A 25,441-nucleotide genomic window follows, 5' to 3' on the forward strand; every position below is an offset into this window, starting at 1 on the left:
ATGAATAAACTACACTAAAATTTAGTCGGATTTAACTGTAGCATATTTTGCGTTAAAGTTAAGATGCGTTTACCCTGGCGTGCACCCGAAAGTTAGAGTTATATCAATTGCGATCGATTAACCATAATATCGCGGTCGTGGCGGGTTTTTGAGATTGTCAATTATTGGCAGGTATTGTTGGCTCACGGGCCCTTACAAAAATCGCGATCGCTCGACTAGACATGATATTATATTAATTCCGGTTTGCACTCCTCATGACTGTTAATTGTTGATGCGGGGTCGAAAAACTGAATGAGGGTTGAGTGTTGAATGTTGACTCGATTTTAGGCCCGACGCTGAAGCGCGAATATCACAGATTTCAGATTAATTCAAGTGTCGATCGATCGTTACAATCGAAACCGGATTCAGCGCGTCAAAACGAGTTAAGTTGCCCGCATTTACTGAACGCGATAACTGCACTTGCACGATTCGGTAACTCCAGTGCGGTTCCCGGCGCACCCGATCGCCAATCCAGCTCAAAACAGTAGCAATATCCTCAAAAGCATCCAAAGCCAGCACGATCGAGCCTCCAGGGAGCAGCCGCAGCGCGCAAACGCCCAAAATTTTAGTCAACCCTCCGCCACTACCGCCAATAAAGATCCGGTGCGGAGGACGCAAGCGGTGCAAGATTTCCGGGGCAGTTCCGTGAATCGAAAACACATTTTGCAGCCCAAAACGGCTATAGTTGAACTCGATCGCAGAATTACCAGAAACCGTTTGTTCGATCGCGTACACCTCAGACTGCGGGAATAAACGAGCAATCTCGATCGACACAGAACCGTTACCAGCACCCACATCCCAGACAACTTGTCCCGGTTGCAAAGCCAATTGTGCCAGCACCAACACCCGCACTTCCCGTTCAACCGTCAAACCAGGCTTGTCGCCACAACCGATAAAAGCTGCATCCGGTATTCCCAACAAAGGCAAATTTTCCAAATCCAAAGGTTCTGCCCTAGGCGGGGGTTCCCGCAGCATCACAACCACGCTCAGCGGTGCAAAAGACTCTCCCAGCAAAGCTGACAGAGAACGCAAGCCCACGCGCTCGTCAGCAGAACCCAAATTTTCGCAAACCCAAAACTCGTAGCGTGTAGGCAAATCTAGAGCTTTCACCAAATTTGCCAGGGCAGCCGGAGTATGAGTTTCGTCCGCGAGCACCGCAATTTTCTCGACACCGAGTTTGAGTTTTGCCGTCAGTTCCTCAAAATAACGTCCTTGAGAGCCAACAAAATGAGCATCTTGCCAAGGGATTTGCAAGCGGTTAAAAGCCAACTGCACAGAACTGACGTGGGGGTGAAAAGTCAATTTTTCTGCCGGCAATTGGGCAATTAACAACTTTCCCCAGCCGTAGAACAGCGGGTCGCCGGCCACTAAAATTACGATCGGTTGATCGCGGGGTTCCAGCGTCCCTGCAGAGGGTTCTAATTCGGGTTCAGTCGCCCACCAGCGCCTAATTTCCAGAATTGCTTCGGTCAAATCTTCCAACGCCCAGCGCTCTCCGTCGTGCTGGGGAAAATAGCTCAAATGGCGCTCGCTGCCTATTAGCAGAGCGGCCATTGCTACAACCTGCCGCGCCGATTCGCTCAGCCCAGCAGCTCCATCTAAACCTATACCAACAACGTTTACTGTCACTTTTTAAGCAAAAAGTAAAAAACCAGAATTACTGATTTTTCCTGGTTTTTCATAAATTTTTCCCTTGACTTTACTGTCAAACAAAAATAATTAAAGCATTTAATAGGCAATATCCTGACTATTGTCCAAGGGGAGAGAGGGAGAGGGGGCGAGAGAGTGGGAGATGGGGCGAGAGAGTGGGAGATGGGAAGAGTGGGAGATGGGAAAAAATCTTCCTTCTTCCTTCTTCCCTCTTCCTTCTTCCCTCTTCCTTCTTCCTTCTTCCTTCTTCCCTCTTCCTTCTTCCCTCTTCCTTCTTCCTTCGTTAAAACTCAAAAACAGGCCAGTCTGGTTGCCGGAGGTAGGTGGTCATGTCGTCAAACTTCCGCAGTTCCACTCGGTTTACGGACTGTTCTTGCGGCGTGTCCAGCCATTGCTCGTTTAACTCTGACAGCAAAGTGCACAAGCGATCGCGGTCAAGGTTCGGTCCGGTGTCCCCAAAATAAGCCAGAGTAATGTGTGCCGTAAAATGATATTGCTGTTCAATTCCCAAAGCCATTAAATCGGGATTTTGATAGATCGATCGGCGAAACTCTAGAATTTGCTTGTAAGAGTTTTCGTCCGTCGGTGCCAAACAAACACCCACAGCTCTAGTCATCACCATCAACCCCAGCACTATCCAGCGAATGGGAGGGCCGCCCGCCAAGGGTTTGCAGGCGGCAAAACGATCGGCCATGCGCGAGCGCAGTTGCTCCTCAAATTCGGGATTTTTATCAGAGGCATCTCGAAAAGCGCTGCTCCAAATCAAATCGGCTACGGTTAAATGGAAGCTATCAGGAGGCAGTGCCACGAGCGCACCCTCCCCTATTTCCTGCAATAGCCGTTGTTGGCTCGAGTGCAAATTACTATAAAATGCAGCATTTTCTGCATCTTCCCCGGCAGGAGGCGTAATCACCGAATAACCTGGAAAAGGTACAGGATATCTCCTGCCTGCTTCGTCGGGCTTAAATTTTGGAGATTCCTGAATGTGTTCCACCTGGGACTTGTAAGAGTCCAGCAGCGTCATTCGCGCCACCCGATTTACGTAAGCTTGATAAGTATCATCCAATCTTGATTTCCTCGCGGTGACAAACTCCCACACCAAATTTTATATTATGGCGCGGGCTTCCAACAGCCCAATTCAGGATATGTTGGACAAGCCTCGCGTGCAAATGTGATTTTTTTGGCTAGTGAGCGTTTTTCATGCAAATTTACCTGTTTTGGGGGGAAGACGACTTTGCGATGGCGCAAGCTGTAACAAGTTTGCGTCAAACAGTCCTCGACCCCAACTGGGCGAGTTTTAACTATGACAAAATTATTGCCGATCGAGCCGACGCTGTGGTCGAAGGGCTCGATCGAGCCTTAACGCCGCCCTTCGGTACCGGCAGCCGTTTTGTCTGGCTGGCAAATACGACTGTAACGCAGCAGTGCTCTCCTGAACTGTTAGCACAATTTGAACGGACGCTGCCGGTGATTCCCCCTACCACCGTGCTGCTGCTGACATCCGTCAAAAAACCCGACAGCCGGCTCAAATCTACCAAGTTACTGAAAGAGTCCGCCGAATTTCGAGAATTTTCACCGATTCCGCCTTGGAATGACAAAGAATTAGCCCAGCGGGTGCGTCAAGTCGCAGGCGAAATGAACGTAAAATTGACCGCCACGGCGATCGAACTTTTGGCCGAATCCATTGGCAGCGATACCCGCGGGCTATACAGCGAACTCGAAAAATTGCGACTGTTTGCCGGCAACCGCAGCCAACCTCTGAACCCGGAAGAAGTTGCCGCACTGGTGCACTGTCACGCCCAGAATACCTTCCAGCTAGCCGATGCGATTCGCGAGGGCAATACCTCCGCCGCTTTGGATTTATTGGCCGGCTTAACTGGCCGCAGCGAGCCTGGTTTGAGAATTGTGGCTGGCTTGACTGGTAAGTTTCGGATTTGGCTATGGGTAAAGGCAATGATCCAAGCGGGCGATCGCGATGATAAAATTGCTCAAGCTCTAGATCTGGGCAATCCGAAACGAGTATACTATTTTCGTCAAGAAGTCAAGAATGCCAGCTTAGAAAAACTGCAAAAAAGTTTGCCTTTGCTGCTAGACTTAGAAGCTTCTTTAAAGCGGGGGCGAGAAGAAATCTCAACCCTGCAAACCAAAGTTATAGAACTTTCTAGCTTGTTTCGCTGATGCGCGACAGGCCACAGGAGCGGCCCCTTACTGTAAATTTTTACAACAAATTTCGATAGCGGCTATGTGCTTGATGCCGGATCGCCGGCCAAAAGGTCAATAGATACTAGAAATATTCTCAGAATGCCAAAGTAGAAGTTAATGTGGTAAATAAATATTGTCCGCCGAATGCCGATCGGTTAATATTATTTGCCGGCTCTCCACCCCCCCCAAAAAAAGAGCGCTACCCATGACACAACAGAACCCGCGGGAACTGCTCAAGCAAGGCGATCCAAAAGCGATCGCATCTAGCATCAACCGTACACTCAAACCCAAAGGCATCAACGCCGATGTGACGCGCGACAACGGCTGCCTCCACATAATTCTGGAGGCAGACAAAGTACCGGATCAAATGGTATTGGTCGATTTCATTCGCACCGGCATGACGAAGCTGGGACTTGAATCAATTCACACTGTAAAGGTTTACGGGCGTCGAACAGGTGAGGGATCGCCTACGTGGGAAGATGAAATTGATCTAATGCCTGCAGATTCAATGCCTTACCCCTTGGATAGTGGAATGCCTGACGACTCTGTAGGTTTAGATGATGTCGAGCCAGAAGAGGAAGACTATTATCAAGAAGGAGAATTCGATCGAGATGACGACGAGGAAGACGAAGACGAAGACGAAGATCAAGCCCCGCCTCCGAAAAAACAATTTCCCAAATGGGTAATACCTGTGGGTATCTTAGTACCTCTGGCGGCGATCGCAGGGCTTTTCTTTACTAAAACATTCCCCTTCGGCGACTCGAACCCAGAACCCATCGCCCCCGAAGCTGCTTCCCCTTCCCCGAAACCCGCATCTCCCGCGTCTAAAGCCGCTCCCACTGCTGCTGCATCTCCGGGCACCCCACAGGCAGCCTCCCCTGCACCAAAACCCGCTCCCACTGCTGCTGCGCCAGCAAGCCCAGCTCCAGCCTCTCCTGCACCAAAAGCCGCCGCGCCTAAGCCTGACTCTTGGAGAGAAGCCGTTAACACAGCTCAGAAGGCAGCAATTTCGGCCCAGAAGGCTCAATCTCAAGATGAGTGGATCGCAGTAGCAAGCGAGTGGCAGCAAGCGGTTAAGCTCATGAGAGCCGTACCGTCAACCAGCCCGAACTATCAAAAGGCTCAGCAAAAAGCGGCAGAGTATCAAGCTAATCTGATTGTTGCCAACCGCAGGGCGGCAGCAGCGCCTTAAGAGTTTTGAGTTTTGAGTTTTGAGTTGAATACTCGATGTGCTAAAAGTCAAAAGTCAAAAGCTAAAAGTAAAAAAACTTGTTTTTACGGAAAGCTTTCTTACTTTTGACTTTTTCAATTTTATTTAAATTTCATTTGACTTTACCTATTGCTTTAAGTCCACAAGCTGTAATTCTTTTTCATTCAATCCTTTTTAAGCCCCTTCTAGTTTCATTTTGATCTCAAATCCGGTAGCATCGTCTGGCGTAAAATCCAGTCAACCTTCAACAATCACGGCACAGCCGGAATTGAGATAATTCACCTGCGTTAATCTGTGTTTATCTGCGTGTATCGGCAGTAAAAAAAAGAAAATTTATCGGTCGCAGCTAACAAGGAATTGACGCTGATTCACGCAGAGGGCGAGAATAGAGAGCTGAATGATTCCGAGGCTAACAGATTTCATATGACACCAGTATTTGAGCCGATATTTTGCTAGCTTTGGGGTAGTATACTCTAACAAGCAAGCTACTTTTCGGTTACTAAAACGTCTTGATACTTTTAATGTAGCTTTCAGGCGAGAGTCTAATGCTAGTGTAATATTTGATAGTTGACGGATATTTGATAGTTATCTTAAGTCAATACTCCGGACAGTTTTTATATAGCCCAATGGCTTATTCTCGCTTGAATTTGAACCATTGTGGATAATTAAATCAATGTCAGATCCACCCCTGACGCGGCATTTAAGTCGACTTTATTTATAATCCTTGCCCCGCGTAAGCTTGTAGTCTCGTTCCAAAAACTGTCCGGAGTATTGAAATTCAAGAAAGTGGAATTATTCCGAGTAATTGTTTCCACCAACAAGACGGAATATGTCGCGACTAACGACTTAACTGAGTCAGAAACAAATGACGTACAAAAAGTGTGTGCCATTCGTTAGAAGTTTGTAGAATGTAACCGAGAAATCAAGCAATTAACAGGAATATAGTCAAGTCGCGTGTCGGAAAGCTCGGATTCAAAAAAATTATATTGCTTGCACTTTACTTGTATGGTTAAGGCTTAAAAGTTTAGCTGTTCAGACAGGTCGAACAATATATCAAATCAAACATGGGCTGTTATCAAATTATTTAAGTAAACAACTGAAATGCCCCCAGATTCCGATATTTATTGTGTCACAAATATGGCAATAAACTGAGAGAAGTTTTGATTGAAAAATCTGACAACCTTTGCCCTTTGTTGGAACTTTTGGAGAGGCTATCGAAGCATTTGTGATAGTTGCGTAAGTCCTGCCCACAAGAAAATTCACTCTTTGTGGAACGGGCATCTTGCCAGTTCTTAACAATAATTCAAGCAGAACTGCTGCTAACTCCATTAATTACCGCCGCACCAATCAAATGAGCCAAACGCAAAGCTTCAGGAACTTTACCAGTGTCTGTCAAACGCTGAAGCACCCTCGCTATTACTTCCGGTTGTTCGCCGCAAACTTGAAAAAAGAAAGGTTCAAAAGCGTGAATTTTCCCGGCGCGGCGCAACAATTCTAAACGGTATTCGGAGTCTGGGAAATGGCGGAGGGCTTTTTCAACAGCAGCTAAATCTGGTTGGCGGCGCATGACAGCAACGCAAGGAATTTGCAGCCGCGATGCTAACTCGGGAAGGTCAATAATATTGAAGCCACCGAAAGCAATTCCGTCTAGCAAAACGAGATGCAATTGCGGCATAAATTTGCCTCCGAGGAGTAGCCCAGAAATAGCATCCGTGGCATCTAATCCGTCTGGGAGGACTTGTCCCCAAACCATTCCTTCAAATCGCGTTCCCCCGCAGACTATGCCCGCGATCGACACCAGGCTGCCGCTTGTACGAGAAAACGGAGCGTCGTCAAAGCCAATAACCTTAATTGTGCGATCGAGCCTCAGCAAATCTGCCAGTTTCAACTTGTGCAGTTCCCTAAACTAAAGTTTTTGAGATTAGCTTGTGTTTTACATAGTATCATATACGTTAAATAACTCATTACTAAAAAGGTTTTAGACAATTGGCAAAAAAATACGTAGCAGCGATCGACCAAGGAACCACCAGCACCCGATTTATCGTATTCGATCGCCAGGGACAGATATTTTGCAAGGACCAACAAGAACACCAGCAAATCTATCCCCAACCAGGATGGGTTGAACATAATCCCGATGAAATTTGGCAGCGCACCCAAAGTGTGATTAAAAATGCCCTCGAAATCGGCAATATCGACCCCAAAGATATTGCTGCCCTCGGCATTACCAACCAGCGCGAAACTACAATTGTTTGGGACAGAAAAACTGGCAAACCTTACGGTAATGCGATTGTTTGGCAAGATACCCGCACTCGCTTTCTTTGCGATAAATTAGCTGAAGTTGAGGGCAAAGATCGATTTCGAGAACGATGCGGTTTGCCGCTGGCTACTTATTTCAGCGGGCCGAAAATTAAGTGGATGCTGGACAATATTGCAGGATTGCGGGAAGCTGCAAATCAAGGGGATGCGATTTTTGGCAATGTCGATACTTTTCTGATTTGGCATCTGACTGGCGGCACGCACATTACCGATGTTACCAACGCCAGCCGCACGATGCTGATGGATTTGCAAACCCTTGATTGGGATGCGGAAACTTTGGAAATAATGGCAATTCCCCGCCAGATGCTGCCAGAAATTCGCCCTTCGAGTCAAGTTTTTGGAACTGCAAAAGGATTGCTTGCAGGTATTCCGATTGCTGCTGCTTTGGGAGATCAGCAAGCCGCCCTCGTCGGGCAAACTTGTTTCAGTCTGGGGGAGGCGAAAAATACTTACGGTACGGGCTGTTTTATGCTGCTGAATACCGGTGAGACGATCGTCCCTTCAAAGCAAGGATTACTAACAACAGTCGCCTACAAGATGGGGGAATCGCCCGCTGTGTATGCTTTGGAAGGCAGTATTGCGATCGCCGGAGCTTTAGTGCAGTGGTTGCGGGACAATTTGGGCATCATCAACACATCTGCAGAAGTAGAAACATTAGCAAATACAGTCGAAGATAGCGGCGGAGTTTACGTTGTCCCGGCCTTTTCTGGACTCTACGCCCCCTATTGGAAAGACAGCGCGCGGGGAGTAATTGCAGGTTTAACTCGCTACGCGACTAAGGCACACATTGCCCGCGCAGTATTGGAAGCTACAGCGTGGCAAACGCGAGAAGTATTGGATGCGATGAATCAGGATTCTGCTGTGCAGCTTTTGTCTTTAAAAGTAGACGGAGGAATGGTGGGAAATCACACGCTGATGCAGTTTCAAAGCGATGTTTTGGGAGTGCCTGTGGTGCGGCCTGTGGTAGCAGAAACTACTGCTCTCGGCGCGGCTTATGCGGCCGGTTTGGCGGTGGGTTTTTGGAGTCAGCTAGCCGAATTGCGGGACAATTGGGCGGTGGATTGTACTTGGGAACCGAAAATGCCGATCGCACTTCGCGAGCAAAAATATCGCTTTTGGAAAAAAGCAGTTTCCCGCACCTTCGATTGGGAAGAATAAACCGCTGAGTTAACCCGAAAATGCGTATTTAGTGATATCATTAAATCCAGCACTATTTTTCAAATTGCAAATAAATGATTTCGCTCAAGAACTTTAAAAAAATCCTCGCCGCCGTTTTATTAATACTGATGCTAACATTTGTAGAAATCGCCACTACTTCCCAAATGGCGATCGCAGATACAGCTACAAATCCCACAACCGCAGCCGAAGTCTTCAGCGCCAACTGTGCAGGTTGTCACATCAACGGCAGCAACATTATCAGGCGCGGCAAAAACTTGAAACAAAAAGCTTTAAAAAAATACGGCATGGATTCCATCGCCAACATTTCCAACTTAGTAACCAACGGCAAAGGTATTATGCCCGCTTACAAAGATCGTTTGTCGGAACAACAAATTACCGATGTTTCAGCTTACGTGCTATCCCAAGCTGAAACCGATTGGAAATAAACTCGGTTATGTACATTGATTGTAAGACCAGGTTTAGCGCCTAACTTCAGGAAACCAAGCTGAGGTATAATGTAGGGCAGGTTTAGCGCGTAACTTGGTCATCGATGAATAATCTTTATACAAAACCTGCTTGCTTCTTGTCTTTTATTATTCATCCTTTAATAATCTCAATACAAACCTGTCCTTTTTTCTGTTTTTTGCTAAAAACGTGTAAATTCTTGGAGGTCGTGGAAGTTGAAAAAATATTATTGTTGGCGTAGAACTTTAACTATTATTAGTTTGTGCTTGTATCTACTAATATTAGCGGTTAGCCCGCCCGCTTTCGCCTCAATTCACAAATATCCTGAAACTGCCGAGACAGTAATGTTCCGATCCGTACAAAGCCTGCGCGATACTGATGACAAAGCATGGCAAGTTGTTTTGTACAAGCGAGTCAAGTCGGGAGTAGTAAAGTCTTTAAACCTGAGATTAGTAGGATTTCCCGGAACAGAAATTCAGCATCCTGTTCCCCTGAAAGTTGCTGCAGGCAAGCGCGAAATTGGCAATGCTAATGATATTTGGAACGAGTCGGGTTTGCCAATTAATGTCGGAGAATACGATTTTAAATCAATAATTACACAAGTGGAAAGTAATCGACCTTTGCTGTTGAATTTGCCAGTGAAAAATCAACAAGAAACAAAATTGCTGGTTCCTCCTTTTGCCGTCAGAGAATGGCGGCTGTTGTTAGACAGAAACTAAATATACCGATTTAAGCGCACTCTACATTTAAAATCCATACAATTTGCAATGTCACAAATCGTTATGTTTAAATTATGCCTTAAGGTAGATTTAACGTATTGGAAGAATAATGGTGTAGGGCAAAAACTAAATAGATCAGTTTAATCGCACTGTAAATTTAAAATCGCTAAAGTTTCAGGGATGTATCAAAAACAACTTTATTTACATAGACCTTAAGGTAGATTTAACCTATTTTAAGGATAATTATGAAACAAACTAAAACCTGAGTTAGTCGGTTGACAAAACTTCAGTGTTTTAACGTAGGTGTATTCAGGGTGAAGCTACTATGACTTTAATCAGTAAAATTGTCCGCAAAGCTTTGGCAACAGGTTACTTAACGGTTGAGGCAGAAGAACAGTTGCGACAGCAGTTGCAGATGACCAAGTATGGTTTAGAAGATTTTGAGGCTTTTATTAATTTGCAAAAAGAGGTGATGGAGGGTCGGGTGAAACAGCAAGCTTTGGAATTGTTACGATCGCGCAGATGTTCTGTGACGGCTTGAATCCCCTTCGATCGACCTTTTGGATAAAATAAGGTCGATCGACCTTTTGGATAAAATAAGGTCGATCGACCTTCGTATGTCGATCGGCCTTTCGGGCGCGGACTCTCGGGCCCACCCCACAAGAAAATTAACTCTTTGTGGAACAGGCCGGAAAGCCTGTTCATAAAAATGATATGCCAAGCCTGGAAAAATGTTTCTACTGCATTCCTAGCTGTTGCCTTAACGCTTCTGGCAGATTAAAGGCTGTATCCAAACCTCGAACATTGTCCCATTTTGTGTTTTCATCCCATTCGATATCTCCAATAATGCGATCACCGAGCAATAGGAATGCGTCGCTGAGGTATGGGCCGGTGAGGAATGCGCCGCTGAGGAATGCGCCGGTGAGGTCTGCGTCGCTGAGGTTTGCGCCGCTGAGGTTTGCGCCGCTGAGGTTTGCGCCGCTGAGGTCTGCGCCGCTGAGGTTTTGGAACCAGAGGTCTGCGTCACTGAGGTTTGCGCCACTGAGGTTTGCGCCACTGAGGTCTGAGCTGTTGGAGGATGCGCCGCTGAGGTCTGCGCCGCTGAGGTTTACGCCGCTGAGGTGTACGTTGCCGAGGTATGCGCGGTGGAGGTATGCGCGACTGAGGTTTGCGTCGCTGAGGTTTGCGTCCCAAAGGTTTGCGCCGCTGAGCTTTGCGCCGCTGAGGTTTGCGCCGCTGAGGTTTACGTCGCAGAAGTCTGCGCGGACGAGGTTTGCGCCACTGAGGTCTGCGCCGCTGAGGTTTGCGAAGCTGAGGTCTGCGCCGCTGAGGTTTGCGTCGCTGAGGTGTGCGCCACTGAGGTTTGCGCCGCTAAGGTCTGCGCCGCTGAGGTCTGCGCCGCTGAGGTCTGCGCCGCTGAGGTCTGCGCCGCTGAGGAATCTCCCAACTGTTCGGCCAAAGCCATAACCCATAACACAACAGCTATAACCGATGAGACACAACAACCGACTTGCATCGTCAAGTTTACCTTCAGCATTAGGTTTTCCACAAGGATAAAACACCATTTTGTCTTTAAATTCAGGTGTCTCCTGACCGTAACGGTGCAACTCCAACAACAAAATCATCACATTCAAACCAGCATAAACATCTCTTTGTCGCTGTCCCAATTCTTGGGTTTTCAATTGATCTCGCAGTAGGCGCATCTTCTTCTGAGGCAAATTTTCCGGCGGCGCATCAATAAATTCCCCCTCGCACCACCGCAGATAAAAATCCTCCAGACGCTGGAATAACTCCACAGGGCGAAACAGACTTTCTTCCCCTGCAACAGCCGGAGTTGTTAACAACCCCATCAAATATCCCACAATTTCTTCTGTCAGCGGCCGATAACCCAACAAATCATAAATCTCCCACTCCATCTGAGAGTCTTGAGTATTAAATTCTCTACGTTTCTTTCCCGGTTCCGTCCACTCTTCCAAACTTTCTTTCAATCGTTCCGCACACAGAAATTCACCAAAACTCTTGTGTACAAACTCCACAGAACCTTCTTTACTGCCTTGCTGAAGATAAAAAACCGCCAAAGCATTTCTCAGAGGATTATCGCCAATCTGTTTTTGTGCTTCTTCAAGTAATGCTTTAACCGAGTTGTCTTCTCTCAATCGTTCCCCAATCATCGCTACAGGAGCGCATTCCTCTCCCGACTGCACCACGCACAACCCTGCTTCTTTCAGGATGCGCCGCAAAACCTCTGTTTCCAGTTCTGTCAACTTGCGATTGAACACTTCAGACCGCTGTTTTGTGAGTACCCAATTCACAGCTTTGTTGTAAATTAAAATTTTTGCTTGAGTGGTGTTAGTTCCTTGAAAATCCTCAATTTTCAACTCTCCATCTCGGTGCATCGCTGCTAACAGATAAAGCAAGAGCGGTTCTCGCGCCAAGTCTGATTTGACCTGTTCTGGACAACATTCATCTTGCAAAAAATGCTGAAAAGCTGAGGTTTTTTCTGCCCCTAATTGGGCTTCCCACTTGCTCAACCACTGCTGCTGTAGTTCGTCATCCATTACCTGAATTCCGACTCGATCCAAGTTATCTGGCATTTGCCTTTCAATTCCTTGCAAAGCTAAAGGTCTGCCAGTAATCAAAACCCGGTGTCCCATTTCCGAATTCTGAGCGCAGTCCCGCTGAAATTGTCCTACTTGCTCGAGAAAATCCTTTAAACCGCCGCTGCTTCTCCCTTCCATGAGCAACTCATCAAAGCCATCCAAGAAAAACAAATATCGCGTGTTTCTATCTGTCAACCACCCGTCATCGCTAGCAAAACCAGCATTAACTGCTTTTTTTAGCGTTTCTGGGAAACTATTTTGCAATTTGGGAATATATCGCAGTCGAATTAACACGGGCGTCCAAACTGGATGAAAATTTTGTCGCACCCAGTCAGCAAACATCCGACAAAAAACGCTTTTACCGCGTCCGGGGCCAGCTTTGACGAACATCACCCGATTTTGTTTGTTTTCATCTGCAAGCAAGTCTTTTGCCCAATTTTCTAAATCGAAAGCTTCTGCATCATTTATGGGGTCGCCATTTTTATCAATTGGCCTTGCCTTCAGAGGCACGTAGATATCCTTGAATGAGAAATTTTCTGTAAATACGGGTTGTAGAGGTAGAGAGGCAATCTGTTCTTGCAGGTAGTTGTCAATGCTGTGATATTTCTCCTGTTCCTCCCGCCATTCGCTGATAGAAGGCTGTCCAAGATGTTTCATGGCATCGCCGGAAACTGCCCAAGCTTCGATTAAATAGCGGTGAGTATTAGCAGCAACTCTCTTTGTCAAAATATAAGCTTCATCGGCATTTAGTCCGGCTTGTTGCAGCCGTTCTGACAGCACTAGGTTGAATTCCTTAGCTAATATCGAATCGCGGAAGCAAATAACAGTTTCTTTCGCTTCTTTATCGATCAATTCCCAATCCGCCAATTTCTTAAGCAACTGCTTGACTTTATCGGAAACCGGAGTTTGCCCGATGCGATTTAACAAACTTGCGTCTTGTCCAACAAACTCCTTAAAACTTTCCAGATAAGCCGCCTGACTGACGAGGAAAATGCACTCAGCTAAAGTCGGCTGCTGTTGAGTTTTTTCGATAAAAAACGCCAGCATTTTCGCCGCAATCCCGACAAATGGCAATCCAGTTCCCACAACTTGAGCTAAGGGAGAGTTCAAAACCTCTAGCAGCAAGTTGCTATTGTCCAGCCCTTGTTCTTTGAACATTTTTGCCAATTCGGCGGCTGTTTTCCCAGCTTCTCCGATTGCCTCCGCTGCGTCGGCGGAACCCAGTTCTTTGATATCAGTATTTAAGAGTTTCCAGATGCGATTTGCCATTTTACCTGCCCTGTTTCACAAGAGAGAATCTGAGAAAATCTACATTGAACTCTGTAAGCATTCCGTAGTTCGTCGCCACAAATCTGTTCTCAAACTAACAATTAGAAAAGATTAACTCTCTTTTACCTTGACAAAACTACAACAATCCGCAATAATTGTAGATTGTCTGTCTAAATCCGGCTCGGATCAGGTTAAGACATTCCAAAAGCTGGAGAGCAGTCAGCAGTCAAAAGTCCACAACGACCAATGACCAAAGACTCATCAGCTACCTGTACGGCAATTTCAACCACCATCCCATGACTTACGCAATCATTGAAACCGGCGGCAAACAATTTCGGGTAGAACCAGGCCGCTTCTACGACATCGAACTGCTTCACGTTGAAGCTGAATCCAAAGTCACCATAGACAAAGTATTTCTGATCCAGCACGAAGGCGAGGTTCATATCGGCCAGCCTCTACTAGAAAATGCGACAGTAGAAGGAACGGTTCTCCGGCATTTCCGGGGCCGCAAAGTCCTCGTCTACAAGATGAAGCCGAAAAAGAAAACTCGGAAGAAAAAAGGGCACCGTCAAGAAACAACTCGCTTTATGATTGACTCGATTAGCGTCAACGGTACAGTCTTAGCCGCCAGAGACTTAACTGCAGCAGTTGTTGAAACCCCCCAAACCGCCGAAACTGATTCAGAATAAAACATAGTAAATACAGTTGAGGATATTATGGCCCACAAGAAAGGTACAGGCAGTACACGTAACGGACGCGATTCTAATTCTCAGCGTCTCGGTGTCAAAAAGTACGGCGGTCAAGTTGTCAAAGCTGGCAACATTTTGATCCGTCAACGCGGCACTAAAGTTCACCCTGGTAATAATGTTGGTATCGGCAGAGATGATACTCTGTTTGCTTTGGTTGACGGTGTGGTGACTTTTGAAAGAAAAGGCAAAACTCGCAAGAAAGTCAGCATTTATCCTGTTGTAGCAGCACCTGTGGCTGAACCCGTGGCTGAAGCTGTCGCAGTTTAATTGCGATATTTTGCGGCGTTCCTTAAGTCTCTTTTGTTTGTCTCAAAGTCTCGATACCCCCTAGCCCCCCTTAATAAGGGGGGGACAAGATTTTTCTTAAAGTCCCTCTTAATTAATGGGATTTAGGGGGACAAGATTCTTCTCAAAGTCCCCCTTATTAACGGGATTTAGGGAGACAAAATTCTTCTCAAAGTCCCCCTTATTAAGGGGGATTTAGGGGGATCTAGACTTGACTACAAGCGACATTCCTAGGTTCTGCCAATTGGTGACAAATTAAGCCTTAAATTATCACCAATGTGTGGCTAGCCTCCTCCGACAATTGTCACAACTTCTAAGATGTCGCCCTCTTGCATCTGTGTAGTTTCCCAAAATTGTTTGTGCAGAATTTCCCCGTTGTACTCCACAGCCACCAAGCGCGGGTTTAATCCCAATTGTTCTAGTAATTTTGGTAACGGTGTGTCGATCGCACAATTGCGGGTTTCTCCGTTAACTTGCAGCGCAATTTGATTTATCATAAGTAAAATATCAGTTTTCAGGGCGGGTTTGGTAACAAAATTATATTTTATGCACAGATTTCCTGTGTTAAACCCGCCCTACAAATCTCCAATCAACCTAGCTTTTTCCGTGCAAAGCTTTCTGAGCTTTCAGATTCTCCATCCGAATCAACTGCGAGATGAAAAACTGCGTGACTAAAGTAGGCTGTTCAGCTTCCATAATTGCGCGTACTATGGCAACCCTTTGAGCTCCGGCATTCAATACTTCATCGAGGTTGTTGATATCAATTCCGCCGATCGCAAACCACGGAATCGGCGACTTATCAGCAGCATACCGCACATAGTCCAAACCCGCCGCCTGTTTATCAGGTTTAGTAGGAGTGTGGTAAACAGGCCCAACTCCAATGTAGTCGGCTCCCTCTTCAATAGCTCGCTGCATTTCCTCGCCATTCGTAGTAGAACGACCGATGATCCGTCCCGGGCCGAGCAACTTGCGCGCTTCCGCCACAGGCAAATCTCCCTGCCCTAAGTGTACGCCGTCGGCATCGGCTGCGATCGCCAAATCCACGCGATCGTTCACAATCAGCAAAGCATCGTAGCGGTGACAAAGTTCGCAAAGCTTGCGCGCGTTAGCCAGCTTTGCGCCGTCGTCTGAGTTTTTGTCGCGGTACTGCACCAAAGTCAGTCCCCCTTGCAAAGCAGCTTCCACGACTCCGAACAAATTGTCTCTGGGCGAAGTTACAAGGTATAACTGGGATCGAAGTAACTGCTGGTAGCGCCGGTAAGCCAGCAAATTGCTTTCGAGAGTATAAACCCGATAGCGCATCTGCTTAAAAGCCGCGCCCATATTCCGATCGTAAATTTTGCCATACTCTTCGAGTACCCGCAGAGCTTCTTCCACCCGACAGAAATTCGCCTCCAGTAGCTGCTGAATACTCGAACGCTGCTCTTCCTGCGGGTGAGTCAACTCCGTACCCGGATCAGCCGGCGTATCCCTAGCACTGCGAAGTTCTGCGACGTGCCAAGCAGCCAATTCTTGACGCAGTTGCTTGCACTCGCCAGCCAAATCGGCGTTGTTGAGACCAAACCTGCACCATTCTTCAATAATTCTCAACCCTTCGCGCGATCGATCTAAATTTGCATCTAAAATCCGGCAGAGGGCTGGCTGTGCCGGTAAAGTTCTGTTTTGTTTGTCGGTCATTCAGAACCACCCTAATTATAATTATTCTTACCAATCAACCCGCTATATTGTCCCACGCCGTCAAGATTGTGGCAAAGCAGGCGGCTTAATTTTGGCATAAACCAATGTAAATTCGACAATAATTTTTTAAGTTTTATTGAATTTGATGAAAACAAAGCATAATAGATCAAACTTGATGAGAGTGGAATCGTTAAACTGCATACCACACTTCGGAGGAGAGCCGTGAGGTTAGCAGAACAACACAAAAGATTAACAGAAGAAAACCCCAGCAGGCGGGTGAAATCAAAGTTCGATCGCGAAAAACCGACACCGAACTCGGGAAGCGGAACTCGGATCGCAAATCATTGGGGTTTATTTATGCTCCTAAATTCTCAATATAGCGAGTGCAAAGAAAAGCGATCGCAAAAATCTTGTTTGAGTTCTTGCCTTCTGCTCGTCTTTGCGATGACCGCCTTTTGCAACCCTCAACCGTCAGTTATCGCTGCCGGGATACCGGGAGTGCAGCTACTTTCTCAGACCCTGGAGAGCGAGATTAACATACTGTACGTCAGCTCGATCGGGGGCAGCGACACGGGGGGCAACGGCAGCGATCAAGCTCCGTTTAAAACCCTTACCTACGCCTTAAGCGTGGCCCCGCCCAAAACAGCGATTTTGCTAGCGCCCGGTACTTACAGCGAGCAAACCGGCGAAAAATTTCCATTAATGCTCAGGCCCAGCGTGACAGTTCAGGGAAATCCCAACACTCGCGGTCAGAATATTGTCATCAAAGGCGGAGGATACTTTATCAGTCCGACTTCGGCGGGTCAAAATATTGCGATTTTAGGCGCAGATGGGGCGGGACTCAGCGGGGTGACGGTGACGAATACCAACTATCGGGGTTACGCTTTGTGGATCGAATCGAGTTCTCCGACAGTTGTTAACAATACTTTTTCTGGGAGCACTCACGACGGCATTTCGGTAGTCGGTACTTCCAGGCCGACGATTGGCGGGAATGTTTTCTCCAAAAATGGAGCTAACGGCATTACTATTTTTGGCAGTTCCCAGCCGGAAGTTCGAGATAATGTGTTTGAAAACACCGGATTTGGGGTGAATGTAGCGCAGAACGCTTCGCCTCTGCTAATCGGTAATAAAATTACTCGCAATAAAGATGGCGTGGTGGTGCAAGCTAATGCTAGACCTGTGCTGCGTAACAATTATATCGAGAGTAATCGCCGGGACGGAATTGTGGCGATCGCGAGATCTCTGCCCGATTTGGGAACTGCGGCCGAACCGGGGGGCAATGTCATTCGCAACAACGGTCAGTACGATGTCAACAATGCAGCCAAGGGTCAAGTAATCCCAGCTTACGGCAATCAATTGTTGAGCAGCCGGACGACTGGCTCGGTTGATGTTGCCGGAACTTTTACCCCTGGGCCAATGGGGGCAAGTGCTTTGCAGCTAAGGGCCGATCGACCTCCCAGCATCGGTGGCCCAGACACTTCTCTCCCTGTTTACACTCCTGGACGGCTAAGTCCCAGAGTTGAAAGAGCGCCACTTCCCCCGCCTGCGCCAGTTTCCCAGCGACCGGTGCAAAATCGACCCGCACCGCGAAGCGCCCAGTTGCGACAAGAACTTTCTCCGAGGAATGCCGCTGCTTCATCGGTAGCCCAAGGGGCGAGCCCAATTCCCGTGCCCGATCCGAATTTTCGATCAATTTCGGAAATTTCGGTACAGCAACCAATGATTCCTCCCAATTTTGATAGTTCGAGTTCGGTTGCTTCGGAGGGTAGATTACCGGTTCCTGGTCGCAACATTCCTATCGGAAGGGGCGGTTATGTACCTGCTGCTTTAGGGGGGAATTCTTTGCCTGATTCCGAGAGTTCGCCCTCATTTGATCGACCGTCTGCTTTGGGTTTGCGGTATCGAGTTGTGGTGGATGCCAACAGTTGGGGCGATCGACAAAAAATGCAATCCCTCGTTCCCGGTGCTTTTCGCAGTTTTGCCAGCGGGCGACCGGTAATGCAAGCCGGTGCTTTTCGGGAACTCGAAAAAGCTGAGGAATTGCTACAAATGCTCAGCGCTAACGGTTTGAATGCTCAAATTGAGGAGATTAAATAGTTATTGGAAATTGGGAATTGGGCATTGGGAATTGGGCATTGGGAATTGGGCATTGGGAATTGGGAATATCCTTTCCGGCTAAGCTGTTCGGCATTTAAAGGAGCTTAACCAATAACCAATAATCAATAACTAACAACAAAATTTTAGGGCCTAGCATATCGGATGCCAGACCCTAAAAAGTTTGTAAATTAAGTTGATTCAAGTGGGTTTTTAGCTCTGCTGAGTTTCAGCAAACTACAACTAAGGTGGACTTTTTTGCAACTACTCTGCGGACGAGCTAGCTATCAGCGGAGTCTATTCAGACTTCTGTGTTTGACTGTTGTGCGATCGCAACTTTTGATTAATCCAATAGCTTCAAGCTATCTAACCAATACGAATCGCAATATCAACCTTTCTTTGCTAATCAGCTACACGGTTCAGGCGTTGCCTGCGAACTAGAGGCGATCGGGACAAATACTCTAATTCCAAGTTTTGTATCCAAGTTTTTTGTGCTTCTTGGTTTTGCCCCTCATGTTTTTAAGTTAACACCAACTGCGTGCATAAAAACACTTTGTTTACCAAACTTGACACTTTTTGACGTGCAGAAATACTTCCCAAAGCGATTATTAACAATTTGTAAAATTACAATGTCGCCCAATGTGCAGTTGGTCAATAAAATCTAGGACTTAGGTAGAAACCGGTTTTTTTTACCGAAGTACGGCGTTACATCGACTATGCTAGGCCCTAAAATTTGGAAATTTTGAAGTAGCAAGCAGTCTTTGGCTGTTAACAGTCAACAGTCAACAGTCAACAGTCAACAGTCAACGCAGCAGAGCTTCCCAAGTTGCGCGGCCGACAATGCCGTCTGCTGGCAGTTGATATTGTCGCTGAGCCGCCTTGACAGCAGCTTGAGTTTCCGGGCCGAAAACGCCGTCAGCACTCACCCGCAAAAATCCTTTGGCCCGCAGCCGTTCTTGCAAATCTCTGACTGCCGCCCCGCGCATTCGTCTTCTCAAAACAGGAAAATTGGTCGGCTGCGCTTCGGGGCTAATCTCTGAGTTGTCGGCAGTTGCAGGATCGTTAGCGATCGGGTTTTCGATCGCGCCAGGAGTCGCAGGAAACAGCCGGTTCCAAGTATCTTGACCGACTATGGCGTCGGGAGGCAGACCTGCTGCTTCCTGGAACTGAGATACAGCTCTAGCGGTGCTTTGTGAGAAAATCCCGTCTACAGTGTCAGGGTAAAAGCCCAATAATTTAAGAGCAGCTTGGAGTTCGATCACTTCCGATCCTCGGCTGCCCAATTTGATTGCGGGGCGGACGATCGCACCTGTTTGAGCGATCGGGCTATTGCTGTTACTCTGTTCGGAGGTAGGTAGCTGTGCGACAGCAGGAGTAGGGGCGATCGAGCTCATTGCCAATAAACCGCACAAACTCCAGCCGAAGAGCAAACTCGGAACCTCGCGGGCTTTATTCCAGCTTGCTGTCAAGTTTTGGGACATTGGGAATTCGACCTCTGGAAAACTGGTAGCGATCGTACATCAAATCTGGAAAAAATTGGGCATTTCGGCAACGAGCAATCTACGGGATGTAACGGATGGATGTTAAGCCAACAACTCAAGCGTGAAGATTTTTCCCAATCTCCCCCTCTCCCCCTCTCCCAATCTCCCCCTCTCCCAATCTCCCAATCTCCCCCTCTCCCAATCTCCCAATCTCCCCCTCTCCCCATCTCCCCCTCTCCCCATCTCCCCCTCTCCCACTCTCCCCCTCTCCCATCTCCCCTTCCCTTTCCTAAAAATAATTTATCCCCTGAAATAGCTGCAATTGGCAAAAAAACTGCTAGATTGCCCTACAGAAAACATTGAACCGCGTTCATTGGGCCCCAGCAACACCATGTCCGAATTCAGAACCGCCAGCCAAATAGACATCGGCAACGTCAACATCGGGAACTTCCAAGTCGGCAGCATCAGCGGCACCAAATACAACGATTTTAACGCCAACGGCCTCCCTGATCCCGGAGAAGTCCCCATTCCCAACTGGCAAATCTACCTCGACCTCAACAACAACGGCCAGCCAGAATTTAACGAACCTTCCACCGTCACAAACGCGCAAGGCAACTATATCTTCGCCAACCTGCCACCAGGAACTTACCAAGTTAGGGAAGTCCAGCAGCCGAACTTTCGCCAAACTACCCCAAATCCAGCACCCATCACAATTACTAGCGGCACAAATGCTGGCAATATCAATTTTGGCAACAACTTTAACGCAGGGACGATCGCAGGCACAAAATTCAACGACATCAACAACAACAGCAGCCGAGATCCCGGCGAACAAGGGCTAGCTAACTGGCAAATTTACCTCGACCTCAACCGCAATAACAGGCTCGACGGCGGCGAACCTGTTACTTTTACAAACGGTGAAGGCAATTACGCTTTTGTCAATATTCCCGCAGATACATATTTGGTGAGAGAAGTCCAGCAACCGGGTTTTCTTCAAACCACGCCTGACCCCGGCCCGGTTAACGTTACTTCCAACGCCACTGTCAACAACATCAATTTTGGCAATGTCTTTTTTGTCGGCAGCATCAGCGGTGTCAAGTTCAACGACCTCAATGCCAACAGCGTCAGAGATGCGACAGACCCGCCTCTGGCTAACTGGCCAATTTACATAGACCTCAACGGCAATAGCAGCTTTGATCCGGGCGAACCCAATACCATCACAAACCCGCAAGGCAACTACACTTTTGCCAATGTTTCTCCCGGCCGATATTTGGTCAGGGAAGTCCAGCAACCGGGATGGGTACAGACTACGCCAAATCCAGGCCCGATCGACATCACCGGCAATACCAACGCTGTCGGCGTCAATTTCGGCAACAATTTTCCTACCGGCAGCATCAGCGGCTTCAAGTTCAACGATCTCAACGCTAACGGTATCAACGAACCGACGGAACCGAGAGTTGCCAACTGGCCGATTTACCTTGATTTCAACAACAACGGCAGTTTAGATCCGGGCGAACCTTCGACTTTAACCAATCCCGAAGGTAATTTCTCTTTTATCAATTTGCCTCAAGGAACCTATGTGGTGAGGGAAGTCCCGCAGCCCGGTTTTCAACAAACCACGCCAAATCCGACTCCGATTACCGTGGGCAACGGCACAAATGCCACTAATCTCAGCTTTGGCAACGTGTTGGTAACGGGCACGATCAGCGGTGTGAAGTTTAACGATTTTAACGCCAACGGCCGCTTAGATCCTGGGGAACCCCCGATCGCCAACACTCAGATTTACATCGACCTCAACAACAACAGCAGTTTAGATCCGGGCGAAGCGAGTACCTTAAGCGACCTTCAGGGCAATTACAGTTTCCGCAATGTTCCGGTAGGTAGTTATGTTGTCCGCGAAGTTCCGCCCCCCGGTTTCATTCAAACGACTCCGCCTGCGGTGGTTGTTGTCTCGGCAGAGATTCGGGCCAGCAAAATCGATGTGGTGACGGGAGAGGCTGAGGGTACCTCGGCTAAATCCTTGAAAGGCGACCCGCTGACGAATGCCAGCAACTATGCGGGCAAACCAGCAGGCAATATTGGGGTGGATAGCTTGCTTTCGAGGCAGGGTGATAATAATTATCAAATTAGTGATTTTTTGAGTGATGGATATTTTGCGAATTTAGGCAATACTCCTAACTTTGGGCAACAGAATGTCGGTTTGGGGTCTGGCTCACAAATTAGTAATTTTGTCAAGAGAAATGAATCAATTAATGAATGGGGCGATCGCTCACTCGTTTGGGCCGATGGGCGCGAGAGATTTCTCGGTTATGTAGGGTGACACAAAACTCGATCGCCCCGAATCCCAAACCGCAGATAAAAATCAGGAAGAGGTTAAAGGGCGATCGCGTGATACCCTATTGTTGGCAACCTCCAACGCATAGCCAGAGTTCCGGGAAGCCCAAAGCTGGCTTGTATATGAGGAGCAAGATTCAGAGGTAGTATCATACCTGTTTTTAGGAATTATCAGACAATTCCCCAAGTGCGATCGCCCTCGTGGCCAGGTCGCTCAATTCACAGAGGTTCAGTGAATCTTAACGTTGTTCCAGCTCTAAACAGCAAGTGTCCACGGGCAGAAGAACTCAGGGCGCAAATCTTGAAGATATTGCGCTCAAATTGCCACAGCTATTCAAAACCTGATATAATCTCGTGCGACAAAGCTGGAGTAAGCCGGAGGTTAGATGAGGAACCTTCGAGCAACGTAGACGTATGTATGATTGAGTAGCGATCGTCAGTCGCTAGCAGCCGCTAACTGCTGATTGACAAAGTGATACAGTAGCCTGTAGCTTACGTAGATTTAGGTGTGAAGGAAAAGAAAATCATGGCAGAAAGAACAATTAGTCAGGTACTTCCTGGTCCTGGAATAATCCCAGTCCAGCTACCGCCAACAGTCACTTTTGGCAACGCTCCTGCGGGTATCCAGGGTACCAAGTTCAATGACCTCAACGCCAACGGCATTCGAGATACAGGCGAACCGGGACTCCCCAACGTCCAAATCTTTATTGACACCAATAACAACAGCACTGTCGAGCCAGGTGAACCCTCGACGTTGACGAACGCCGGCGGAAACTTCGTATTCCCAGGCTTGCTCCCAGGCAGCTATACCGTCAGGGAAATCTCGCCGGCCGGTTTCAGCCCGACAACTGCCAACCCAGTCGTCGTAACCCTCACGGGCACTAATGCCACAGTGTTGTTCGGCAATACTCCCATCCCGCCCGGTGGTCAGATTATTGGCTGCAAATACCTCGACGTAGATAATGACGGCTTTCGAGACGGGAGTGAACCCTCGATGCAAAACGTCAGAATCTATATCGATGCCAACAGCAACGGTCAGCTAGATGCAGGGGAACCCACTACCTTAACCGATAGAAACGGCGAGTTCCGATTCACCAATTTGCCTGCAGGGCTGTACCGGATTCGGGAAGAGCGCGCCAACGGGCCGGGCACTGAACCCTTAGAAAGAGATTTTCCCCAAAGCACCCCCCCCGGCAGCATCTCCCTGCTTGACGTTAACCTCGGCCCTGGCGAAACCTGGGCCTGCGCCCAAGTGGGCAACACTCCCCTGTACGAAATCCCGATCTTCAAATTCCGGGACGACAACGCTAACGGCATACAAGATGGAGGCGAAGTTGCCCTCTCAGGCATCCCGTTCATCCTCGATTTGAACCGGAACGGCAGGACAGACGCGGGCGAACCGCGACTGTTAACTGGCCCTGATGGTAGGGCTACCTTCAGAGATTTGAAGGCTGGCAGCTACTCAGTATTGGAAACCTTTGAAACATTCATAGCCAACCAGCCGCCAATTAACACTACCCAGAACCCGGTAGAAGTTACAGCCCCCGGGCCCCAATCGCGGCAGCAGGGAACGCTGCCTTTCATAGTGACAGATCCAACAGTTCCAGGCGGCCAGCGGGTCGTTTCGGCGAACTTCCCGCCCCCGTTCCCGCCTGTCAACCCGGAACCCGCAGTCTTCTTCACCCCAATTTTGGTAAATCCAGGTAGCGGTGCTGTCGGGAATACGCGCCCTAACATCACGATCTTCAAATACAACGATCAGAACGCTAACGGTCGTTACGAACCGGCCAACACTCTACAGGAAGTGGGCATTCCCGGCATCACGGTTTACCTTGATGCCAACGACAACGGCGCCCTCGACACAGGGGAACAGTCGCTAGTAACTGATGCCAACGGGCGCGGTGCTTTCACCAACCTGGAACCGGGCAATTATGTGGTTCGGGAAGTGCCGCAAGCTGGTTTTAGTCCTACTACTCCGGATCGGGTGCAGTTCAACCTGAGCACTCAAGATGCCAACGTTGTCTTTGGCAACACCCCCAACAGCCGCATCACTGGGTGCAAATTCCAAGACTTGAACGGCAACGGCTACCGAGACGGCTTTGAAACGCCGATCGCAGGGGTCACAATCTACCTCGACAGCAACGGTAACGATGCCCTTGATGCCGGAGAAGCAAGTACCGTCAGCGATCAGTTCGGCCGCTGGGAGTTTGGCAATTTGACCCCCGGTATTTACCGAGTCCGGGAAGTGGTGCCTTCCAATTCTTTCCAAACTACTCAACCACTGGACATCGTTTTGGGCGCAAACCAAACGTTTACTTGTGCTTTGGTGGGCAACGGCCAGTTCTTTAACTATCTCGGAGGAAAATTCCGGGACGACAACCGCAACGGCCTTCGAGATGAGGGCGAACCTCCTTTGGAGGGCATCCCGTTCACCTTGGATTTCAACAACAATGGTCGCTACGATGCTGCTACCGAGCCTCTGGTGAGGAGTAATGCTCAGGGCGAGGTTCTGTTCACCAATTTAGCTCCGGGTACCTATTCGCTCTTGGAAGTTTTCAACGCTCCGGGCGTTGCCAACCCGTTCCCCATTCCGACAGGGCCTAACCCTGTTGCGTTCTCGGTACCGGGGCCAAATACTTTTGTAACGCCGATCGTGCCGGCGCCAGACTCAACTGGTGCTAGCACCGATCCGTTGACTGGCGGCACGGGTGTGGTAACTGGTTCTAGCATCCCCCATGATGATAAAGAAGATCTGCTGAATAACTTCAACAGTTCAGGGGCGCCTCTGGTACAGGACAGCAGCGCTATCTTGCTCCCACCTCAGATTGCAGGTGTTAGCCACTTTAACGGGCCCGAATTGCAACGCGAGGCGACAGGGCTGATTGAACGGTTTTTAAAAGACCACGGTCTCAACGACAAGGACGATCAATTGATGGTAGGCGCTCATTCTAAGGATGCTCAGCTTTCCTTGTTGTAATGTTAGGTTGGGTTTCTAGTTTGAGACTCATCAATTAGCAACTAGCTTGTTTAAACTGCACGTCAAATGATCTTTTGGCGTGCTTTTTGCTGTTGTGACAATAATTAGAGGCTCGCGGGGCGGATTTATGGATTTCTTTAATTAGGACTTGCTGAATAATCGATCGCAAACTAAGAACAGGAGCTCACAATATCTGAAATCTCAGTTAAATATAAGTTT

Annotated in this window: 19 protein-coding genes; 11 read left to right on the forward strand and 8 right to left on the reverse strand. The window is 48.1% G+C overall.

Annotated features, from left to right (window positions below; genetic code table 11):
* Nucleotides 1-363: 363 nt before the first annotated feature.
* The 3 genes from cbiE to QUB37_RS26370 form a co-directional block, all read right to left on the reverse strand.
* Nucleotides 364-1,668, reverse strand: a complete 1,305-nt coding sequence (cbiE, locus tag QUB37_RS26360) for a precorrin-6y C5,15-methyltransferase (decarboxylating) subunit CbiE (protein ID WP_333167780.1) — start codon at nucleotides 1,666-1,668, stop codon at nucleotides 364-366.
* Between the two features lie 99 nt (nucleotides 1,669-1,767).
* Nucleotides 1,768-1,983 carry a hypothetical protein gene (locus QUB37_RS26365; protein ID WP_333167782.1) on the reverse strand — a complete coding sequence of 72 codons (216 nt, stop codon included), beginning with the start codon at nucleotides 1,981-1,983 and terminating at the stop codon, nucleotides 1,768-1,770.
* On the reverse strand, nucleotides 1,973-2,713 hold the full coding sequence (locus tag QUB37_RS26370; RefSeq protein ID WP_333167821.1) for a DUF1868 domain-containing protein: 741 nt from the start codon (nucleotides 2,711-2,713) through the stop codon (nucleotides 1,973-1,975). Before QUB37_RS26370 ends, QUB37_RS26365 begins: the two co-directional genes overlap by 11 nt.
* 176 nt (nucleotides 2,714-2,889) lie before the next feature.
* Between QUB37_RS26370 and holA the strand changes: the two genes are divergently transcribed.
* Nucleotides 2,890-3,867: a DNA polymerase III subunit delta gene (holA, locus tag QUB37_RS26375; RefSeq protein ID WP_333167785.1), complete on the forward strand. Its 978-nt coding sequence runs from the start codon at nucleotides 2,890-2,892 to the stop codon at nucleotides 3,865-3,867.
* A gap of 229 nt (nucleotides 3,868-4,096) precedes the next feature.
* Nucleotides 4,097-5,083 carry a hypothetical protein gene (locus tag QUB37_RS26380; RefSeq protein ID WP_333167787.1) on the forward strand — a complete coding sequence of 329 codons (987 nt, stop codon included), beginning with the start codon at nucleotides 4,097-4,099 and terminating at the stop codon, nucleotides 5,081-5,083.
* 1,321 nt (nucleotides 5,084-6,404) lie between these two features.
* Here the strand turns inward: QUB37_RS26380 and QUB37_RS26390 are convergent.
* Nucleotides 6,405-6,989, reverse strand: coding sequence for an endonuclease dU (locus QUB37_RS26390; protein ID WP_333167791.1), 585 nt, complete (start codon nucleotides 6,987-6,989; stop codon nucleotides 6,405-6,407).
* A gap of 98 nt (nucleotides 6,990-7,087) precedes the next feature.
* On the opposite strand from QUB37_RS26390, the gene glpK reads away from it, so the two are divergent.
* The 4 genes from glpK (at nucleotide 7,088) to QUB37_RS26410 (ending at nucleotide 10,300) form a co-directional block, all read left to right on the forward strand.
* Nucleotides 7,088-8,575: a glycerol kinase GlpK gene (gene glpK / locus QUB37_RS26395; RefSeq protein WP_333167794.1), complete on the forward strand. Its 1,488-nt coding sequence runs from the start codon at nucleotides 7,088-7,090 to the stop codon at nucleotides 8,573-8,575.
* Between the two features lie 74 nt (nucleotides 8,576-8,649).
* Nucleotides 8,650-9,021 (forward strand): cytochrome c6 PetJ, encoded by a 372-nt coding sequence (petJ, locus tag QUB37_RS26400; RefSeq protein WP_333167797.1) that lies wholly within the window; start codon nucleotides 8,650-8,652, stop codon nucleotides 9,019-9,021.
* A 285-nt stretch (nucleotides 9,022-9,306) separates the two neighbouring features.
* Nucleotides 9,307-9,759, forward strand: a complete 453-nt coding sequence (locus QUB37_RS26405; RefSeq protein WP_333167800.1) for a DUF3122 domain-containing protein — start codon at nucleotides 9,307-9,309, stop codon at nucleotides 9,757-9,759.
* 325 nt (nucleotides 9,760-10,084) lie between these two features.
* Complete coding sequence (locus QUB37_RS26410) at nucleotides 10,085-10,300, forward strand: hypothetical protein (RefSeq protein ID WP_333044240.1); 216 nt, start codon at nucleotides 10,085-10,087, stop codon at nucleotides 10,298-10,300.
* Between the two features lie 196 nt (nucleotides 10,301-10,496).
* Here QUB37_RS26410 and QUB37_RS26415 read toward each other — a convergent pair whose 3' ends face one another.
* Complete coding sequence (locus QUB37_RS26415) at nucleotides 10,497-13,628, reverse strand: pentapeptide repeat-containing protein (RefSeq protein WP_333167805.1); 3,132 nt, start codon at nucleotides 13,626-13,628, stop codon at nucleotides 10,497-10,499.
* Nucleotides 13,629-13,924: 296 nt separating this feature from the next.
* Between QUB37_RS26415 and rplU the strand changes: the two genes are divergently transcribed.
* Nucleotides 13,925-14,317 (forward strand): 50S ribosomal protein L21, encoded by a 393-nt coding sequence (gene rplU, locus QUB37_RS26420; protein ID WP_172190164.1) that lies wholly within the window; start codon nucleotides 13,925-13,927, stop codon nucleotides 14,315-14,317.
* Between the two features lie 27 nt (nucleotides 14,318-14,344).
* Nucleotides 14,345-14,644 carry a 50S ribosomal protein L27 gene (gene rpmA / locus QUB37_RS26425; protein WP_333076164.1) on the forward strand — a complete coding sequence of 100 codons (300 nt, stop codon included), beginning with the start codon at nucleotides 14,345-14,347 and terminating at the stop codon, nucleotides 14,642-14,644.
* A 302-nt stretch (nucleotides 14,645-14,946) separates the two neighbouring features.
* Here rpmA and thiS read toward each other — a convergent pair whose 3' ends face one another.
* Both thiS and QUB37_RS26435 read right to left on the reverse strand, forming a co-directional pair.
* The gene (gene thiS / locus QUB37_RS26430; RefSeq protein WP_015176890.1) at nucleotides 14,947-15,159 is read right to left on the reverse strand and encodes a sulfur carrier protein ThiS; all 213 of its coding nucleotides are present in this window, start codon (nucleotides 15,157-15,159) and stop codon (nucleotides 14,947-14,949) included.
* A gap of 97 nt (nucleotides 15,160-15,256) precedes the next feature.
* Nucleotides 15,257-16,339, reverse strand: coding sequence for a thiamine phosphate synthase (locus tag QUB37_RS26435; RefSeq protein WP_333167808.1), 1,083 nt, complete (start codon nucleotides 16,337-16,339; stop codon nucleotides 15,257-15,259).
* Between the two features lie 222 nt (nucleotides 16,340-16,561).
* On the opposite strand from QUB37_RS26435, the gene QUB37_RS26440 reads away from it, so the two are divergent.
* Nucleotides 16,562-18,436, forward strand: coding sequence for a DUF1565 domain-containing protein (locus QUB37_RS26440; RefSeq protein ID WP_333167812.1), 1,875 nt, complete (start codon nucleotides 16,562-16,564; stop codon nucleotides 18,434-18,436).
* 800 nt (nucleotides 18,437-19,236) lie between these two features.
* Here QUB37_RS26440 and QUB37_RS26445 read toward each other — a convergent pair.
* Nucleotides 19,237-19,914, reverse strand: coding sequence for a peptidoglycan-binding protein (locus QUB37_RS26445; protein ID WP_333167814.1), 678 nt, complete (start codon nucleotides 19,912-19,914; stop codon nucleotides 19,237-19,239).
* 391 nt (nucleotides 19,915-20,305) lie between these two features.
* Between QUB37_RS26445 and QUB37_RS26450 the strand changes: the two genes are divergently transcribed.
* The gene (locus tag QUB37_RS26450; RefSeq protein WP_333167816.1) at nucleotides 20,306-22,231 is read left to right on the forward strand and encodes an SdrD B-like domain-containing protein; all 1,926 of its coding nucleotides are present in this window, start codon (nucleotides 20,306-20,308) and stop codon (nucleotides 22,229-22,231) included.
* A 540-nt stretch (nucleotides 22,232-22,771) separates the two neighbouring features.
* Nucleotides 22,772-25,222 (forward strand): SdrD B-like domain-containing protein, encoded by a 2,451-nt coding sequence (locus tag QUB37_RS26455; RefSeq protein WP_333167819.1) that lies wholly within the window; start codon nucleotides 22,772-22,774, stop codon nucleotides 25,220-25,222.
* Nucleotides 25,223-25,441: the final 219 nt, after the last annotated feature.

The sequence above is a fragment of the Microcoleus sp. AT3-A2 genome (assembly GCF_036705685.1).
GTDB lineage: Bacteria > Cyanobacteriota > Cyanobacteriia > Cyanobacteriales > Microcoleaceae > Microcoleus.

What these genes read in the sequence shown, in the direction of transcription:
- QUB37_RS26370 (WP_333167821.1), bottom strand. Translation starts at nt 2,713, where the DNA reads ATGACGCTGCTGGACTCTTACAAGTCCCAGGTGGAACACATTCAGGAA.
- holA (WP_333167785.1), top strand. Translation starts at nt 2,890, where the DNA reads ATGCAAATTTACCTGTTTTGGGGGGAAGACGACTTTGCGATGGCGCAA.
- QUB37_RS26380 (WP_333167787.1), top strand. Translation starts at nt 4,097, where the DNA reads ATGACACAACAGAACCCGCGGGAACTGCTCAAGCAAGGCGATCCAAAA.
- petJ (WP_333167797.1), top strand. Translation starts at nt 8,650, where the DNA reads ATGATTTCGCTCAAGAACTTTAAAAAAATCCTCGCCGCCGTTTTATTA.
- QUB37_RS26410 (WP_333044240.1), top strand. Translation starts at nt 10,085, where the DNA reads ATGACTTTAATCAGTAAAATTGTCCGCAAAGCTTTGGCAACAGGTTAC.
- QUB37_RS26415 (WP_333167805.1), bottom strand. Translation starts at nt 13,628, where the DNA reads ATGGCAAATCGCATCTGGAAACTCTTAAATACTGATATCAAAGAACTG.
- rplU (WP_172190164.1), top strand. Translation starts at nt 13,925, where the DNA reads ATGACTTACGCAATCATTGAAACCGGCGGCAAACAATTTCGGGTAGAA.
- rpmA (WP_333076164.1), top strand. Translation starts at nt 14,345, where the DNA reads ATGGCCCACAAGAAAGGTACAGGCAGTACACGTAACGGACGCGATTCT.
- thiS (WP_015176890.1), bottom strand. Translation starts at nt 15,159, where the DNA reads ATGATAAATCAAATTGCGCTGCAAGTTAACGGAGAAACCCGCAATTGT.
- QUB37_RS26435 (WP_333167808.1), bottom strand. Translation starts at nt 16,339, where the DNA reads ATGACCGACAAACAAAACAGAACTTTACCGGCACAGCCAGCCCTCTGC.
- QUB37_RS26445 (WP_333167814.1), bottom strand. Translation starts at nt 19,914, where the DNA reads ATGTCCCAAAACTTGACAGCAAGCTGGAATAAAGCCCGCGAGGTTCCG.
- QUB37_RS26450 (WP_333167816.1), top strand. Translation starts at nt 20,306, where the DNA reads ATGTCCGAATTCAGAACCGCCAGCCAAATAGACATCGGCAACGTCAAC.
- QUB37_RS26455 (WP_333167819.1), top strand. Translation starts at nt 22,772, where the DNA reads ATGGCAGAAAGAACAATTAGTCAGGTACTTCCTGGTCCTGGAATAATC.